Origin of the sequence: Pseudomonas sp. NPDC089396 (genome assembly GCF_044749545.1) — a bacterium.
In the GTDB taxonomy this organism is placed as follows: domain Bacteria; phylum Pseudomonadota; class Gammaproteobacteria; order Pseudomonadales; family Pseudomonadaceae; genus Aquipseudomonas.
Genome location: NZ_JBIVIC010000003.1, coordinates 438536 through 453205, shown reverse-complemented (window position 1 = coordinate 453205; position 14670 = coordinate 438536). Strand labels below are relative to the sequence as shown.

Here is a 14670-nt window from a genome sequence, read left to right as displayed (position 1 = left end):
CATGGAAACCCTGACCTTTCAATACCCCGCCGCCGAACCCGGCCGTGGCCGCACCCTGGTCGGCTGCGTCAGCTCCGGCGACCTGGAAGTGCTGATCGAACCCGGCACCCCCGGCCAACTGGACATCCAGGTGGTGACCTCGGTCAACGGCAGTAGCGCCCGCTGGAGCCAGCTGTTCCAGCGCCTGTTCGACGGCCGCAGCGTGCCGGCGGTGAAGATCGACATCCATGACTTCGGCGCCACCCCCGGCGTGGTGCGCCTGCGTCTGGAGCAAGGTTTCGAGGAGATCGGCCATGACTGACATCGCACGCCTGCTGCAGAGCCGCAGCTTCGTCGAACTGGGTGCACGCCAGCGCGCCCGTGCCTTGCTCGACCCCGGCAGCTTCCGCGAACTGCTCGGGCCCTTCGAACGGCTGATGTCGCCCTGGTTGCCGCGCCAGGGCATCGTGCCCCAGGCCGACGATGGAGTGGTCATCGCCAAGGGCCTGCTCGATGGCCGCAACACCGTCATCGCCGCCATCGAAGGCGCCTTCCAGGGTGGCAGCATGGGGGAGGTGGGTGGAGCCAAGATTGCCGGCGCTCTGGAGCTGGCCATCGAAGACAACCGCAACGGCATCCCCACCTGCGCCGTGCTGCTGCTGGAAACCGGCGGTGTGCGCCTGCAGGAGGCCAACCTGGGCCTGGCGGCGATTGCCGAGATCCAGGCGGCCATCGTCGAGCTGCGTGCCTATCAGCCGGTGATCGGCTTGGTCGCAGGCTCGGTCGGCTGCTTCGGCGGCATGTCCATCGCCGCGGGTCTGTGCAGCCACCTGCTGGTCACCCGCGAAGCGCGCCTGGGCCTCAACGGCCCGCAGGTGATCGAACAGGAAGCCGGCATCGCCGAGTACGACGCCAAGGACCGCCCGTTCATCTGGAGCCTGACCGGCGGCGAGCAGCGCCATGCCAGCGGCCTGGTGGACGGCTACGTGGCCGACGACGTCGACAGCATTCGCCAGCAGTTGCTGCAGCTGCTGGACACCCCGCCCGCCGACCGCGCCGGCCAGCACGCCGGGTACCTGGAGCGGCTGGCAAGCCTGGGCGACGACTGCCCGCAACTGGATGCCGCCGCCGTGCGTGCCCTCTACCAAGGAGATGCCCCATGAACCGTGCCTTGAACTGGCTGCCGGGCCTGGCCGGTGGCGAAGCCCTGCCGGGCTATCCCGCCTCGGTGAAGGTCATCGACGGCGAGCTGGACCACCGCCTGGCGCGCTTCATCGCCGTGGTGCCGGATGCGCACAACCCGTTCCCCCGCGCCCGCTCAGGCGAAGTCGGCCTGCTCGAAGGCTGGGGCCTGGCCAAGGCGGTGAGCGAGGCGGTCGAGCTGGACCGCGATGGCGAGAAACGCGCCATCGTCGCGGTCATCGATGTGCCGAGCCAGGCCTATGGCCGCCGCGAGGAAGCCCTGGGCATCCACCAGGCCCTGGCCGCAGCCGTGCAGGCCTATGCCCAGGCGCGGCTGGCCGGGCACCCGGTCATCGGCCTGCTGGTGGGCAAGGCCATGTCTGGCGCCTTCCTTGCCCATGGTTATCAGGCACAACGGCTGATAGCCCTGGATGACAGTGGGGTGATGGTGCACGCGATGGGCAAGGCGGCAGCGGCGCGCATCACCTTGCGCAGCGTCGAACAGCTCGAAGCCCTGGCCGCCGAAGTGCCGCCCATGGCGTATGACGTGGCCAGCTATGCCTCGCTGGGCCTGCTGTGGCGGCGCCTTGGCGTTGATAACGCTGATGCGCCGAGTGCAGCCGACCTGGCGCAGGTTCGCGCCTGCCTGGCCGAGGCAGTGCGCGATATCGGCCGTTCGACCGACCTGTCTTCACGCCTGGCCGGTGAGCATCGCAGCGCCTCCCGTGAGGTGCGTGCACGCCTGCGCCGCCAATGGCAGGAGGCTTGAGATGAACGCCCCGCAGCCCCATGACCTGCTTTGGGGGATGACCCCGACGGCGTTGCCTGCCGATGCCCCGGCCTGGGCCGCGCAGGTGCTCGCGGCCGGGCAGCCCGTGGTGGTGCGGCGTGCCGTATGCGCCGCAGGCTGGGTGGCAGTGGGCGTGCGCGGGCAGGGGCGGGCGCAGCGCCTGGGCGTGGCAATGCGGCTGGCCGACATCGGTCGCCAGCTGAGCCCCGAAGCGCTGCGCTGGCAGGGCACCAGCCCGTGGGCTGCGTTGCAGGCACTGGCAAGCGTGGCGCCTGTACTCGACGCCTTCGGGCTGGAGTGGGGGCCAACGGGCGGGGTGGGTTACCAGCTGGCGACCGGCGTCGATGTGCTGCACGCGGCCAGCGACCTCGACCTGGTGATTCGCACTTCCAAGCCTTTGGCGCGGGCCAAGGCACGCGAGCTGCTGGATATCCTCGACTGCGGCCCGTGCCGCATCGATGTGCAACTGGAAACCCCGGCCGGTGCTGTCGCCCTGCGCGAATGGGCCGGGGGCGCGCGGCGCGTGCTGCTCAAGTCGGCGCTGGGGGCACGGCTGGTGGCCGACCCGTGGAACCTGCTGGAGTGCGCAGCGTGAGCAGCCTGTTCGCCTTCCCTGGCCAGGGCGCGCAGCAGGCGGGGATGCTGCAGCGCCTGCCCGAGGGCAGCGCAGCGCTGCTGGAGGAGGCCAGCGATGCGCTGGGCGAGCAGGTGCTCACCCTGGACAGCCCGCAGGCCCTGCGGGGCACCCGGGCCGTGCAGCTGTGCCTGCTGCTGACCGGGGTGGCCTGGGCGCGCTGGCTGATGCAGCGCAGCCCGGTGCCCGACTATGTGGCGGGGTTGTCGATTGGCGCCTATCCCGCTGCCGTCGCCGCCGGCGCCCTGGCGCTGTCGGACGCTGTGCGCCTGGTGGCGCTGCGGGGTGAGCTGATGCAACGCGCCTACCCCCAGGGTTACGGCATGACTGCCCTGAGCGGCATCGATCAGGCCAGCGTCGAGCGCTTGCTGGCAGAAGTGGGCGGCGAGGTCTACCTGGCCAACCTCAACAGCGACAACCAGATTGTCATCGCCGGCAGCGACAGCGCCATGGCCGAAGTCGCGGCCCGTGCCCGCAGCTTTGGCCAGGGTGTGGCCCGGCGTCTGTCGGTCAGCGTGCCATCCCATTGCGCCTTGCTCGACGGCCCGGCCGCCGAGCTGGCCGCGGCCTTCGCCACGGTCGAGCTGCGCCGGCCGCGCATCACCTACCTGAGCGGCAGCAGCGCCCGGCCGATCCACGACCCACAGCGCCTGCGCGACGACCTCGCCGGCAACATGGCGCGGTTGGTGGATTGGCGTGCTACGGTGCGCAACGCCTATGAACGCGGGGTGCGCCTGCACCTGGAGATGCCCCCTGGCAGCGTGCTCAGCGGCCTTGCCCGGCCGGTGTTCGAACAGGGCAGGGTGGTGGCGGTGGAACAGACCCGACCCGACAGCATCGACGCCCTGTTGCGTCAGGAGGGCCGCCAGCGCCAATAACTGCCGTGTTTTTCGAAGGACAACAACAAGCAACTTCGACCCAACGCGAGGACAACAACAATGATTATCTACGGTGTGGCCTTCTTGGCCCTGTGTACCCTTGTCGGCCTGTTCATCGGCGAACTCCTGGGCAAGCTCCTGGGGGTGCCGGCCAACGTCGGCGGCGTCGGCATCGCCATGCTCCTGCTGATCTTTATCGGCAGCTACCTCAGCAAGCGGGGCTTGATCAAGCCCAAGTCCGAGCAGGGCGTGGAGTTCTGGAGCGCCATCTATATCCCCATCGTGGTGGCCATGGCGGCCCAGCAGAACGTGCTCGGGGCACTCTCCGGCGGCCCCATGGCGATCCTCGCCGGCGTTGTGGCCGTGGTCGCGAGCTTCGCCATGGTCCCGCTGCTCGACCGCATCGGGCAAAAGAAGCCTGAGGCGGGCACCGACAAATCCCTGACTGCCCCGCAACGGTGACCGCCATGTACGAATCCATGATGAAAGTGATCAACGGCTATGGCCTGGTCAGCGGTTTTGCCGTCATCGGCGTGACCATGTGGTTGTCCTACTGGTTCTCCGACAAGATCACCCGGGGGCGCCTGCACGGCTCGGCCATCGCGATTTTCCTGGGCCTGGTGCTGTCCTATGTGGGCGGGGTGATGACCGGCGGGCAGAAAGGGCTGGTGGACATTCCGTTGCTGTCAGGCATCGGCCTGCTGGGCGGCGCGATGCTGCGTGATTTCGCCATCGTCGCCACGGCGTTCGGCGTCAATATCGAGGAACTCAAGCGGGCCGGGGTGTCTGGCGTGGTGTCGCTGTTCTTTGGGATCGGCACATCGTTCGTCGCCGGGGTCGGGGTGGCCATGGCCTTCGGCTACACCGATGCCGTCAGCCTGACTACCATTGGTGCCGGTGCCGTGACCTACATCGTCGGCCCGGTGACTGGTGCGGCGATCGGAGCGAGCTCCGAAGTGATGGCGCTGTCGATCGCCGCGGGGTTGGTCAAGGCGATCCTGGTGATGGTGGTGACGCCGTTCGTGGCACCGATGATCGGGCTGAACAACCCACGCACAGCGGTGATTTTTGGTGGTTTGATGGGCACATCCAGTGGCGTGGCCGGCGGCCTGGCGGCGACCGATCCGAAGCTGGTGCCCTACGGCTGCCTGACGGCGGCGTTCTATACCGCCCTGGGGTGCCTGCTGGGGCCATCGCTGTTGTTCTTCTGCATGCGCGGATTGGTGGGCTGACGAACCTGGGGCTGCTTTGCAGCCCATCGCCGGCAAGCCGGCTCCCACACGTACAGCACAAGGCCTGAGAGCGATGCTGTAACTGTGGGAGCTGGCTTGCCAGCGATGGCCGCACCTCAATTCTCCCGGCTGTACATCCGGCATTCAGCCAGCAACGCCAACAGATTCGGCTCCCGCTCCCGAGCTTTCAGAAACACCACCCCGATATGCTGCTGCAGCCGATACCGCGCCTGCAGCGCAATCAACTTCACCCGGTTCTCGTAAACCGCCGCAATCCTTCCTGGCAGCAAGGCAAACCCCACCCCCGAACTGACCATGCTGAGCAGGGTGAAGATATCGTTCACCTGCATCGCCACCTTCGGCTCGAACCCCGCCTGCTGGAACACGCGCGCACCATCACGGTGGGTGGCGAACCCCTGGGTCAGGGTGATGAAGGTGGAATCGGCCAGGTCCGCCAGGTCGACTTCCTGCTGCTCGGCGAACGGCGAGTCGGTGGGCACGGCCAGGAAGATGTCGTCGGAGAACAGCGGTAACTGCTCGCAGGCTGGGTCGGCCACGCTTTCGTCCAGCGACACCAGGATCGCCTCCAGTTCGTGGTTTTTCAGCCGCTGCAGCAAGTCGACGTTCGAGCCCAGGGTCAGGTCGATGTTCAGCTCGCTACGTCGCAGCTTCAGACCCATCACCAGCTTCGGCACGGTTTTCACAGTGAGTGAGTACAGCGCCCCCAGGCGAAAACGCTCGGCGTAGAAGCCGGCGGCCTCGCGGGTCTGGCGCACCATCTGTTCGGCGTCCTGGATCAGCAGGCGGGCCTTTTTCTCCAGCACGTAGGCGCTTTCCAGCGGGATCAGCTGCCGGCCTTCGTGCTTGAACAGTGGGCAGCGCAGGGCGCTTTCCAGGGAATGGATGGCCCGGTGCACGCTGACCGCACTGGTGGACAGCTCGGCGGCGGCGCGGCCGAGGTTGCCGCTGCGCATGAAGGCGAGGAAGGTCTCGAGCTTTTTCAGGGTCAGTTCTTCGTCGATCAGCATGGCAGGGCCCTGAATTGGAGGTGGCGCAGATGATGCCACAACCAGATGCTTGCGCGATCCTTGTGGGAGCCACAGCTTTCAAAAGCTCACCCCGAAGGGTGATGGCCGCTCCCCTCAACCCATGCAAGAATCCCAACCACAACAACCCCGACATGGGACCACGACAATGAGCAAAGACCGGCTGAAATCGCCCGATTGGTACGCGCAGATGGCGCGTGTCATCGACGCCCAGGGCACGCCGGGCTTCGTCGAGTCACTGTTCGCCGCGCTCAAGCTGCTCGCCCCGTGCCAGGCCATCACGGTATTCCTGTACCCGCGCAAGGGCCTGCCCTCGGCGCTGTTCGTCAAGGACGAGGAGGGCCCGTGGCTGCCCGAAGGCAACGTGCAGCGTTACCTTGAAGGCTATTACCTGCTATGCCCGTTCTACCGCGCCTGCATGGACGGCGTGGCGCCCGGTTGCTACCGCCTGAGCGATGTCGCACCCGACCACTTCAAGCGAAGCGAATACTACCTGGCGTTCTACCAGCACGCGCACCTGGAGGACGAGCTGAACTTCATCGTCCCGCTGGATGAGCACCTGACCATCGCCGTGGCCCTGGCCAGCACCCAGCGCCTGGACCGCCAGCAAGTCAACGACCTCAAGTGCGTGGCGCCGTGGGTGGTGGCGGTGGTGCGCCGGCAATGGGGCCACCTGGACATCGACGCCCTCGGCGGGCGCTTCGAGAGTGCCCTGGGCCGGCAGATCAACGCGGCGCTGAACAACTTCGGCTCGTCGTTGCTCACCGAGCGCGAATGCCGCATCGCCCAGTACCTGCTGCGCGGCCACTCGACCCGTTCGCTGGCCGAGCGCCTGGGGATCAGCGAAGACACGGTCAAGACTCACCGCAAGAACCTCTACACCAAGCTCGACATCGCCAAGCAATCCGAACTGTTCTCGCTGTTCATCGACTCCTTGGCCCAGGCCCAGGAAGGCCTGAGCAAGGACCCGCTGGAAAGCTACCTGCGAAGGCGCTGACGCCCGCGCGACACCTCATTCGAACGACAAACCGGCCGCCCGCGCGGCCGCAAGGGAGACCTGCGTGCATACGAAAAGCGATTGGCAGCAGCGCGCTGCTCGGCAAAGCTTCATCACCTCGGCGCTGATCGACGGCCGCCCGCTGTCGGCCCGCTCCGGGGAAACCTTTGCCGCCATCAACCCAGCCACCCAGCAGTTGCTGGCCCAGGTGGCTGCCTGCGGCGAGGCCGAAATCGACCAGGCGGTGCGTTCGGCGCGCCGCGCCTTCGAACAAGGCCCCTGGGCGCGCATGGCACCCTCGGCGCGCAAGCAAGTGCTGCTGCGCCTGGCCGAGCTGATGATGGCCCACCGCGAAGAACTGGCCTTGCTCGACTCGCTGAACATGGGCAAGCCGGTGATGGACGCCTACACCATCGACGTGCCCGGCGCCGCCAACGTGTTCGCCTGGTACGGCGAGGCGCTGGACAAGGTCTACGACCAGGTCGCACCGACAGCCGCCAATGCCCTGGCCACCATCACCCGTGAGGCACTGGGCGTGATCGGCGCCGTGGTGCCGTGGAACTTCCCGCTGGACATGGCCGCCTGGAAAGTCGCCCCGGCCTTGGCTGCCGGCAACAGCGTGGTGCTCAAGCCCGCCGAGCAGTCGCCGTTCTCGGCCTTGCGCCTGGCCGAACTGGCCCTGGAGGCGGGCGTGCCGGAAGGTGTGCTCAACGTGGTGCCTGGCCTGGGCGAAAGCGCTGGCCGCGCCCTGGGCCTGCACCCGGACGTGGACTGCCTGGTGTTCACTGGCTCCACCCAGGTCGGCAAGTACTTCATGCAGTACTCGGCGCAGTCCAACCTCAAGCAGGTGTGGCTGGAGTGCGGCGGCAAGAGCCCGAACCTGGTGTTCGACGACTGCCAGGACCTGGACCTGGCCGCCGAGAAGGCCGCGTTCGGCATCTTCTTCAACCAGGGCGAAGTGTGCTCGGCCAACTCGCGGTTGTACGTGCAGCGCTCGATCCACGACGAATTCGTCGAGCGCCTGCTGGGCAAGGCCCGTGACTGGCTGCCCGGCGACCCGCTGGACCCGGCCAGCCGCGCCGGCGCCATCGTCGACAGCGCCCAGAGCGCACGCATCATGGCCGCCATCGAGCAGGGCCAGGGCGACGGTGCACGCCTGCTGTGCGGCGGCCAGCGCCTGAGCTTCAACGGCTCGGACAACTACATCGCACCGACCGTGTTCAGCGACGTGCGCCCGGACTCGGCCCTGGCCCGCGAGGAAATCTTCGGCCCGGTGCTGGCGATCACCGCCTTCGACGACGAAGCCCAGGCCCTGCGCCTGGCCAACGACAGCGTCTACGGCCTGGCCGCCTCGGTCTGGAGCGACGACCTCAACCGCGCTCACCGCGTGGCTCGCCAGCTCAAGGCCGGCACCGTGTCGGTGAACACGGTCGATGCCCTGGATGTGGCGGTGCCGTTTGGCGGCGGTCGCCAGTCGGGCTTTGGCCGCGACCTGTCGCTGCACGCTTTCGACAAATACACCCAGCTCAAGACCACCTGGTTCCAGCTGCGCTGACCTACATCACGGAGAACAACAATGAATGCACCTTTCCAGCCGCAACGCGAAACCCGCGATTACCAGGCCAGCGACGCGGCCCACCACATCCACGCCTTCCTCGACCAGAAAGCGCTGAACGTCGAAGGCCCGCGCGTCATCACCCGGGGTGAAGGCCTGTACCTGTGGGACAACGACGGCCGCCGCTACCTGGACGGCATGTCCGGCCTGTGGTGCACCCAGCTCGGTTACGGCCGCAAGGACCTGACCGCCGCCGCTGCCACGCAGATGGACCAGTTGGCCTACTACAATATGTTCTTCCACACCACCCACCCGGCGGTGATCGAACTGTCCGAACTGCTGTTCAGCCTGCTGCCGGGCCACTACAGCCACGCGATCTACACCAACTCTGGCTCTGAAGCCAACGAGGTGCTGATCCGCACCGTGCGCCGCTACTGGCAGGTCGTCGGGCAGCCGAGCAAGAAGATCATGATCGGTCGCTGGAACGGCTACCACGGCTCGACCCTGGCCGCCACCGCACTGGGCGGCATGAAGTTCATGCACGAGATGGGCGGGATGATCCCCGATGTTGCGCACATCGACGAGCCGTACTGGTACGCCGAGGGCGGCGAGCTGACCCCGGCCGAGTTCGGCCGCCGCTGCGCGCTGCAGCTGGAAGAGAAGATCCTCGAACTGGGTGCCGAGAATGTCGCAGGCTTCGTCGCCGAGCCGTTCCAGGGCGCTGGCGGCATGATCTTCCCGCCGGAAAGCTACTGGCCGGAAATCCAGCGCATCTGCCGCCAGTACGACGTGCTGCTGTGCGCCGACGAAGTGATCGGTGGCTTTGGCCGCACCGGCGAATGGTTCGCCCATGAGTACTTCGGCTTCGAGCCTGACACCCTGTCCATCGCCAAGGGCCTGACCTCGGGCTATGTGCCCATGGGTGGCCTGGTGTTGAGCAAGCGCATCGCCGAGGCACTGGTGGAGCGCGGCGGGGTGTTCGCCCACGGGCTGACCTACTCCGGGCACCCGGTGGCGGCGGCGGTGGCGATTGCCAACCTCAAGGCGCTGCGTGACGAAGGCATCGTGCGCCAGGTGAAGGACGATACCGGGCCGTATCTGCAGCGCATTCTGCGCGAGGTGTTCGCCAACCATCCATTGATTGGCCAGGTGCAGGGGGCTGGGTTGGTGGCGGCGTTGCAGTTCGCCGAGGACAAGGGCAGTCGCAAGCGTTATGCCAACGAGAACGATCTGGCTTGGCAGTGCCGGACGTATGGCTTTGAGGAGGGGGTGATCATTCGTTCCACCCTGGGGCGGATGATCATGGCGCCGGCGCTGGTGGCCAAGCGTAGCGAGCTGGATGAGCTGGTGGAGAAGACCCGCATCGCCGTGGACCGCACAGCGCGGGGCTTGGGGATTCTCTGAGGCTGTAAAAGGGGCCGCTTTGCGGCCCATCGCTGTAGGAGCGGCCTTGTGTCGCGAAAGGGCCGCAAAGCGGCCCCCGGATTTCTGCAGCGCTGCTGATATCGCCAGGGGCTGCTTTGCGGCCCTTTCGCGACACAAGGCCGCTCCTACATGTCGGCGATCAATGCGGCGCGCGCGGGATGGTCTTGAGCAGGTCTTCCGGGCTGATGTGCCCCACCACCTGAGCCACCGCGCTGCCCGGTGTCGGCAGGTCGATGATGTGGCCTTTCATCTTGCCGATCACATGCATCTCGCACGGCTTGCAGTCGAACTTCAAGGTCAGCACTTCATCGCCCTGAATCAGCTGCATCGGCGCCACCTTGGTCCGCACGCCGGTCACGCCCTTGGCCTGTTTCGGGCACAAGTTGAACGAGAACCGCAGGCAATGCTTGGTGATCATCACCGGCACTTCGCCGTGTTCCTCGTGGGCTTCATACGCCGCATCGATCAGCTGCACACCATGGCGGTGGTAGAAGTCGCGGGCCTTCTGGTTGTAGACGTTGGCCAGGAACGACAGGTGCGACTCGGGGTACACCGGCGGTGGCGTGGTCTCGTCCTTGCGTGCACCGCGCGGGTGGGCCTTGATGCGGGCTTCGGTCAGCGCCTCGATGGCTTCGCGGCGCAGGGCCTTGAGCTGCGAGTTGGGGATGAAGTACGCCTGCGGCGCGTCCAGCTCGATGGCATTGGCGTGGTACATCGTGGTACCCAGCTGGCCGAGCAGGTCATGCAACTGGTCCAGCGCCTGCTGCGGTTTGTTGGCCGCACCGAACGGACCGTCCAGGGCGACCTGCACGCTGACGCCTTCCTCGCTGCTGACGCTGAGCATCAGGCGCTGCTCGGTCAGCACGGCGTGCCACTCGACGCCCACCCGGCGCTCGGCCGAGGTGCGCTGCAAAGCCTGTTGCCAGTTATGGTCGAGGTTGCGCGATAGCGGATGGTTCGGGCGCAGCTTGTGCAGGCCTTCGGGCATCTCGTTGGGCTCGACCCGGTAGCGGTAGCGCTTCTGGCCGTCTTCTTCGAACTCGCCACGGGGCTCGGCGATGTTGGCACGGAAGCCCACCACCTCACGCTTGACCAGCACGTTCAGGCCATCGCCGTTGGTCAGCGGCACTTCGGTGACCACCTGCATGTCGCGCTTGCCGACTTTCTCCACCACGCCCACCGGCAGGCCGGTGAAGGTCGGCGAGTCGAAGGCGCCAATGTCGACCTTGCGGTCGGTGACGAAGTAGTCGGTGCTGCCGCGGTGGAAGGTCTTGTCCGGGTCGGGCAGGAAGAAGTGCTCGGTACGGCCGCTGGAGGCGCGGGCCAGGTCCGGGCGGTCTTCGAGAATGGCGTCGAGCTCTTTGCGGTAGTGGGCGGTGATGTTCTTCACATAGCCCATGTCCTTGTAGCGGCCCTCGATCTTGAACGAGCGCACGCCAGCGTCGACCAGGTCGCGCAGGTTGGCGGTCTGGTTGTTGTCCTTCATCGACAGCAGGTGCTTCTCGAACGCCACCACACGGCCCTGGTCGTCTTTCAGGGTGTACGGCAGGCGGCAGGCCTGGGAGCAGTCACCGCGGTTGGCGCTGCGGCCGGTCTGGGCGTGGGAGATGTTGCACTGGCCGGAGAAGGCCACGCACAGCGCGCCATGGATGAAGAACTCGATGGCGGCATCGGTTTCGGCGGCAATGGCGCGAATCTGCTGCAGGTTCAGCTCGCGGGCCAGCACCAGCTGGGAGAAGCCGGCCTGGTCGAGGAACTTGGCCCGCTCCAGGGTGCGGATGTCGGTCTGAGTGCTGGCGTGCAGCTCGATCGGCGGGATATCCAGTTCCATCACCCCCAGGTCCTGCACGATCAGCGCATCGACGCCGGCATCGTAGAGCTGGTGGATCAGCTTGCGCGCCGGCTCCAGCTCGTTGTCGTGGAGGATGGTGTTGATGGTGGTGAACACGCGTGCATGGTAGCGGCGGGCGAACTCGACCAGCTCGGCGATTTCGCCGACCTCGTTGCAGGCGTTGTGGCGCGCGCCGAAGCTCGGGCCACCGATGTAGATGGCGTCGGCGCCGTGCAGGATCGCTTCGCGAGCGATGGCCACGTCACGGGCAGGGCTGAGCAGTTCCAGGTGATTCTTTGGAAGGGACATGTCGTTATAGGTTCGGGCTGTCACGGTTAGGGCGGCATTGTAACGGTGAAATGCCTTGCTGGCACCTTTGGCTGCCCGGAGGGCGCTTGTCATCAAATGTGACGGCGCTGTCGCGGGATGAGACGCACCCGGCAAGCCCCGCGCATACATTTCCTTCAACGCCATTGCCGCCTGTCGGCAGGTCAGAACAATAAAGGAGATGATCATGCAGTTTTTCGACGATTCCCTGCACCCGGACAACATGGACAAGGTGGTGATCACCGTCGCCCCTTACGCGCCGCAGTGGATGCCCGACGACTTCCCCGAGGACGTTCCGCTGACCATGGACCAGCACGTGCAGGCCGCAGTGGACTGCTATGAAGCCGGCGCCACGGTGCTCCACCTGCATGTGCGCGAACTGGATGGCAAGGGCTCCAAGCGTCTCTCCAAGTTCAACGAGTTGATCGCCGGTGTGCGCGAAGCCGTGCCGGACATGATCATCCAGGTCGGCGGTTCGATCTCCTTTGCCCCTGAAGGCGAGGGCGCCGAAGCCCTGTGGCTGTCCGACGATACCCGGCACATGCTCGCGGAGCTTTCGCCCAAGCCGGACCAGGTCACCGTGGCCATCAACACCATCCAGATGAACATCACCGAGCTGCTGTTCGCCGATGGCATCGAAGGCACTTCCTTGCTCGACCCGGCGATCCACGCCGCCTACAGCGAAATGACCGTGCCGGCCGGCCCGGCCTGGGTCGCCGAGCACCTCAAGCGCCTGCAGGCAAGCGGTATCCAGCCGCACTTCCAGCTGACCGGCATCCATGCCTATGAAACCCTCGAACGCCTGGTGCGCAAGGGCATTTACAAGGGCCCGCTGAACCTCACCTGGATCGGCATCGGCGGCGGCTTCGACGGCCCCAACCCGATGAACTTCATGAACTTCGTCAACCGCGTGCCGGATCGGTGTACCCTCACCGCCGAATCGCTGCTCAAGAACGTGCTGCCGCTCAACACCATCGCTCTGGCCATGGGCCTGCACCCACGTCTGGGTAACGAAGACACCATCATCGACCAGCACGGCAAGCGCTTCTCGTCGGTCGAGCAGGTCAAGCAGACGGTGCGTATCGCCCACGAGCTGGGCCGCGAAGTTGCCAGTGGCAAGGAAGCGCGGGCGATCTACCGCATTGGTGAGCAGTACGCGACTGTCGAGCAAACCCTGCAGGCCAACGGCATGGCGCCGAACCGCAAGCAGGGGCAGAAGGGCGTGCCACAGCGCGGCTGAGGCTCCACTGGCCTCATCGCCGGCAAGCCGGCTCCCACAGGTACTTCACAGTGCTCAAGGGCAGTGATCAACCTTGTGGGAGCCGGCTTGCCGGCGATGAGGCCAGTAAAGGCAGTACAGATTTTGGCAAGTGTTCATAACAACAAAAAGCAACTAAGCCAGAGACTCGAGGAGGCAGCATGGCCACCCCTTACGCCGGTGCGGCAGAAGCAGAAATCGATACTTCAATCGGCATTCCCCGGCGCTACGCCTGGGTCGTGTTCGCCCTGACCTTCGGCTTGCTGATTTCCGACTACATGTCACGGCAGGTGCTCAATGCCGTGTTCCCCATCCTCAAGGGCGAATGGGCCCTGAGCGATGGCCAGCTCGGCTTGCTCAGCGGCATCGTCGCGCTGATGGTGGGCCTGCTGACGATCCCCCTGTCGATGCTGGCCGACCGCTTCGGCCGGGTCAAAAGCCTGACCCTGATGGCGCTGCTGTGGAGCCTCGCCACCCTGGGCTGCGCCCTGGCCGACAACTACCAGGAAATGCTCATCGCCCGCTTCATGGTCGGTGTCGGCGAAGCGGCCTACGGCAGTGTCGGCATCGCGGTGGTGGTGTCGGTGTTTCCCCGCAGCATGCGCGCCACCCTGGCCAGCGCGTTCATGGCCGGTGCCATGTTCGGCTCGGTGCTGGGCATCTCGATTGGCGGGGCGATTGCGGTCAAGCTGGGGTGGCGCTGGTCGTTCGCCAGCATGGCGCTGTTCGGCCTGTTGCTGGCGGTGCTGTTCCCGCTGATCGTCAAGGAAGCGAAAATCGCCCCGCAGCGCATGGCCACGGCGGCGAACAAGGCCCAGGTGGCGGCCAGGCATCCGCTGCGCACGCTGTACAGTACCCGCTCGGTGCTCGCGGCGTACCTGGCCAGCGGCCTGCAGACCTTCGTCGCCGGCAGCATGATCGTGTGGATGCCCAGCTACTTCAACCGCTACTACGGCATGGGCGAGGGCAAGGCCGGTGCGCTGGCCGGCGTCATGGTGCTGTGTTGCGGCGGCGGGGCGATTCTCTGTGGCATGCTCAGTGACCGCCTGTGCCGCCAGTCGGCGCTGCGCAAGATCGAGATCTCCATGGTGTTCTGCCTGGGCAGTTGCCTGCTGATGTCGCTGGCGTTGATCCAGTCCACAGGGCCTTTGCAACTGACGCTGATCGGCCTGGCCATGCTGATGGTCACCGGGATCAATGGCCCGACCATCGCCACCATCGCCAACCTGACCCACTACAAGGTGCACGGCACCGCCTTCGCGGCGCTGACGTTGGTCAACAACATGGTCGGCCTGGCGCCGGGGCCTTTCGTCACCGGCCGGGTGTCCGACCTGATCGGCCTGCACGGGGCGTTCCAGCTGGTGCCGATGATGAGCATCGCGGCGGCGGGGGTGTTCTTCTACATCCGCTGCCATTACCTGGAAGACATTGCCCGCGTGCAGCGTGCACAGGACGAGACGGCGCCTGCACAAAACCTGATGGAAGCATCGTCATGACGTAGCTGGCACGTCATGCTCCCTTGCGGTCATCCGTCCA

14 protein-coding genes are annotated in these 14670 nt (G+C 66.2%); 12 read left to right on the top strand and 2 right to left on the bottom strand.

The window, feature by feature from the left end:
- Position 1: 1 nt before the first annotated feature.
- The 7 genes from ACIPZB_RS08015 to madM are packed head-to-tail and all read left to right on the top strand — an operon-like array spanning position 2 to position 4695.
- Positions 2–301: a malonate decarboxylase subunit delta gene (locus tag ACIPZB_RS08015; protein ID WP_400639712.1), complete on the top strand. Its 300-nt coding sequence runs from the start codon at positions 2–4 to the stop codon at positions 299–301.
- Positions 294–1142 (top strand): biotin-independent malonate decarboxylase subunit beta, encoded by an 849-nt coding sequence (locus ACIPZB_RS08010; RefSeq protein WP_400639711.1) that lies wholly within the window; start codon positions 294–296, stop codon positions 1140–1142. The genes ACIPZB_RS08015 and ACIPZB_RS08010 overlap by 8 nt, the downstream gene beginning before the upstream one ends.
- Entirely contained in the window at positions 1139–1930 is a 792-nt protein-coding gene (gene mdcE / locus ACIPZB_RS08005) for a biotin-independent malonate decarboxylase subunit gamma (RefSeq protein ID WP_400639710.1), read from the top strand. The genes ACIPZB_RS08010 and mdcE overlap by 4 nt, the downstream gene beginning before the upstream one ends.
- Before the next feature lies 1 nt (position 1931).
- Positions 1932–2546 (top strand): malonate decarboxylase holo-ACP synthase, encoded by a 615-nt coding sequence (locus ACIPZB_RS08000; RefSeq protein ID WP_400639709.1) that lies wholly within the window; start codon positions 1932–1934, stop codon positions 2544–2546.
- On the top strand, positions 2543–3463 hold the full coding sequence (gene mdcH / locus ACIPZB_RS07995) for a malonate decarboxylase subunit epsilon (protein WP_400639708.1): 921 nt from the start codon (positions 2543–2545) through the stop codon (positions 3461–3463). The genes ACIPZB_RS08000 and mdcH overlap by 4 nt, the downstream gene beginning before the upstream one ends.
- 60 nt (positions 3464–3523) lie before the next feature.
- Positions 3524–3925, top strand: coding sequence for a malonate transporter subunit MadL (madL, locus tag ACIPZB_RS07990; protein WP_028625380.1), 402 nt, complete (start codon positions 3524–3526; stop codon positions 3923–3925).
- A 5-nt stretch (positions 3926–3930) separates the two neighbouring features.
- The gene (gene madM / locus ACIPZB_RS07985; protein WP_400639707.1) at positions 3931–4695 is read left to right on the top strand and encodes a malonate transporter subunit MadM; all 765 of its coding nucleotides are present in this window, start codon (positions 3931–3933) and stop codon (positions 4693–4695) included.
- Positions 4696–4811: 116 nt separating this feature from the next.
- On the opposite strand, the gene ACIPZB_RS07980 is transcribed toward madM, so the two are convergent.
- Positions 4812–5723, bottom strand: a complete 912-nt coding sequence (locus ACIPZB_RS07980; protein WP_400639706.1) for a LysR substrate-binding domain-containing protein — start codon at positions 5721–5723, stop codon at positions 4812–4814.
- A 166-nt stretch (positions 5724–5889) separates the two neighbouring features.
- Between ACIPZB_RS07980 and ACIPZB_RS07975 the strand changes: the two genes are divergently transcribed.
- The 3 genes from ACIPZB_RS07975 to ACIPZB_RS07965 all read left to right on the top strand — a co-directional run bounded on the left by ACIPZB_RS07975 (position 5890) and on the right by ACIPZB_RS07965 (position 9697).
- Positions 5890–6738: a helix-turn-helix transcriptional regulator gene (locus tag ACIPZB_RS07975; protein WP_008091760.1), complete on the top strand. Its 849-nt coding sequence runs from the start codon at positions 5890–5892 to the stop codon at positions 6736–6738.
- Between the two features lie 64 nt (positions 6739–6802).
- Positions 6803–8293 (top strand): aldehyde dehydrogenase, encoded by a 1491-nt coding sequence (locus tag ACIPZB_RS07970; RefSeq protein WP_400639705.1) that lies wholly within the window; start codon positions 6803–6805, stop codon positions 8291–8293.
- Positions 8294–8314: 21 nt separating this feature from the next.
- Positions 8315–9697, top strand: a complete 1383-nt coding sequence (locus tag ACIPZB_RS07965; RefSeq protein ID WP_400639704.1) for an aspartate aminotransferase family protein — start codon at positions 8315–8317, stop codon at positions 9695–9697.
- Between the two features lie 160 nt (positions 9698–9857).
- On the opposite strand, the gene ACIPZB_RS07960 is transcribed toward ACIPZB_RS07965, so the two are convergent.
- Positions 9858–11858: a U32 family peptidase gene (locus ACIPZB_RS07960; RefSeq protein ID WP_400639703.1), complete on the bottom strand. Its 2001-nt coding sequence runs from the start codon at positions 11856–11858 to the stop codon at positions 9858–9860.
- A 205-nt stretch (positions 11859–12063) separates the two neighbouring features.
- Here ACIPZB_RS07960 and ACIPZB_RS07955 point away from each other — a divergent pair, with 205 nt between their 5' ends.
- Together ACIPZB_RS07955 and ACIPZB_RS07950 are read left to right on the top strand one after the other, a co-directional pair.
- Positions 12064–13116, top strand: coding sequence for a 3-keto-5-aminohexanoate cleavage protein (locus tag ACIPZB_RS07955; RefSeq protein ID WP_400639702.1), 1053 nt, complete (start codon positions 12064–12066; stop codon positions 13114–13116).
- Between the two features lie 179 nt (positions 13117–13295).
- On the top strand, positions 13296–14630 hold the full coding sequence (locus tag ACIPZB_RS07950; protein WP_400639701.1) for an MFS transporter: 1335 nt from the start codon (positions 13296–13298) through the stop codon (positions 14628–14630).
- Positions 14631–14670: the final 40 nt, after the last annotated feature.

Bases quoted from the DNA above. Each gene is read 5' to 3' on its own strand.
- madL (WP_028625380.1), top strand. From the start codon at position 3,524: ATGATTATCTACGGTGTGGCCTTCTTGGCCCTGTGTACCCTTGTCGGC.
- ACIPZB_RS08000 (WP_400639709.1), top strand. From the start codon at position 1,932: ATGAACGCCCCGCAGCCCCATGACCTGCTTTGGGGGATGACCCCGACG.
- ACIPZB_RS07955 (WP_400639702.1), top strand. From the start codon at position 12,064: ATGCAGTTTTTCGACGATTCCCTGCACCCGGACAACATGGACAAGGTG.
- ACIPZB_RS07965 (WP_400639704.1), top strand. From the start codon at position 8,315: ATGAATGCACCTTTCCAGCCGCAACGCGAAACCCGCGATTACCAGGCC.
- ACIPZB_RS08010 (WP_400639711.1), top strand. From the start codon at position 294: ATGACTGACATCGCACGCCTGCTGCAGAGCCGCAGCTTCGTCGAACTG.
- madM (WP_400639707.1), top strand. From the start codon at position 3,931: ATGTACGAATCCATGATGAAAGTGATCAACGGCTATGGCCTGGTCAGC.
- ACIPZB_RS07960 (WP_400639703.1), bottom strand. From the start codon at position 11,858: ATGTCCCTTCCAAAGAATCACCTGGAACTGCTCAGCCCTGCCCGTGAC.
- ACIPZB_RS07950 (WP_400639701.1), top strand. From the start codon at position 13,296: ATGGCCACCCCTTACGCCGGTGCGGCAGAAGCAGAAATCGATACTTCA.
- ACIPZB_RS07975 (WP_008091760.1), top strand. From the start codon at position 5,890: ATGAGCAAAGACCGGCTGAAATCGCCCGATTGGTACGCGCAGATGGCG.
- mdcE (WP_400639710.1), top strand. From the start codon at position 1,139: ATGAACCGTGCCTTGAACTGGCTGCCGGGCCTGGCCGGTGGCGAAGCC.
- ACIPZB_RS08015 (WP_400639712.1), top strand. From the start codon at position 2: ATGGAAACCCTGACCTTTCAATACCCCGCCGCCGAACCCGGCCGTGGC.
- ACIPZB_RS07980 (WP_400639706.1), bottom strand. From the start codon at position 5,723: ATGCTGATCGACGAAGAACTGACCCTGAAAAAGCTCGAGACCTTCCTC.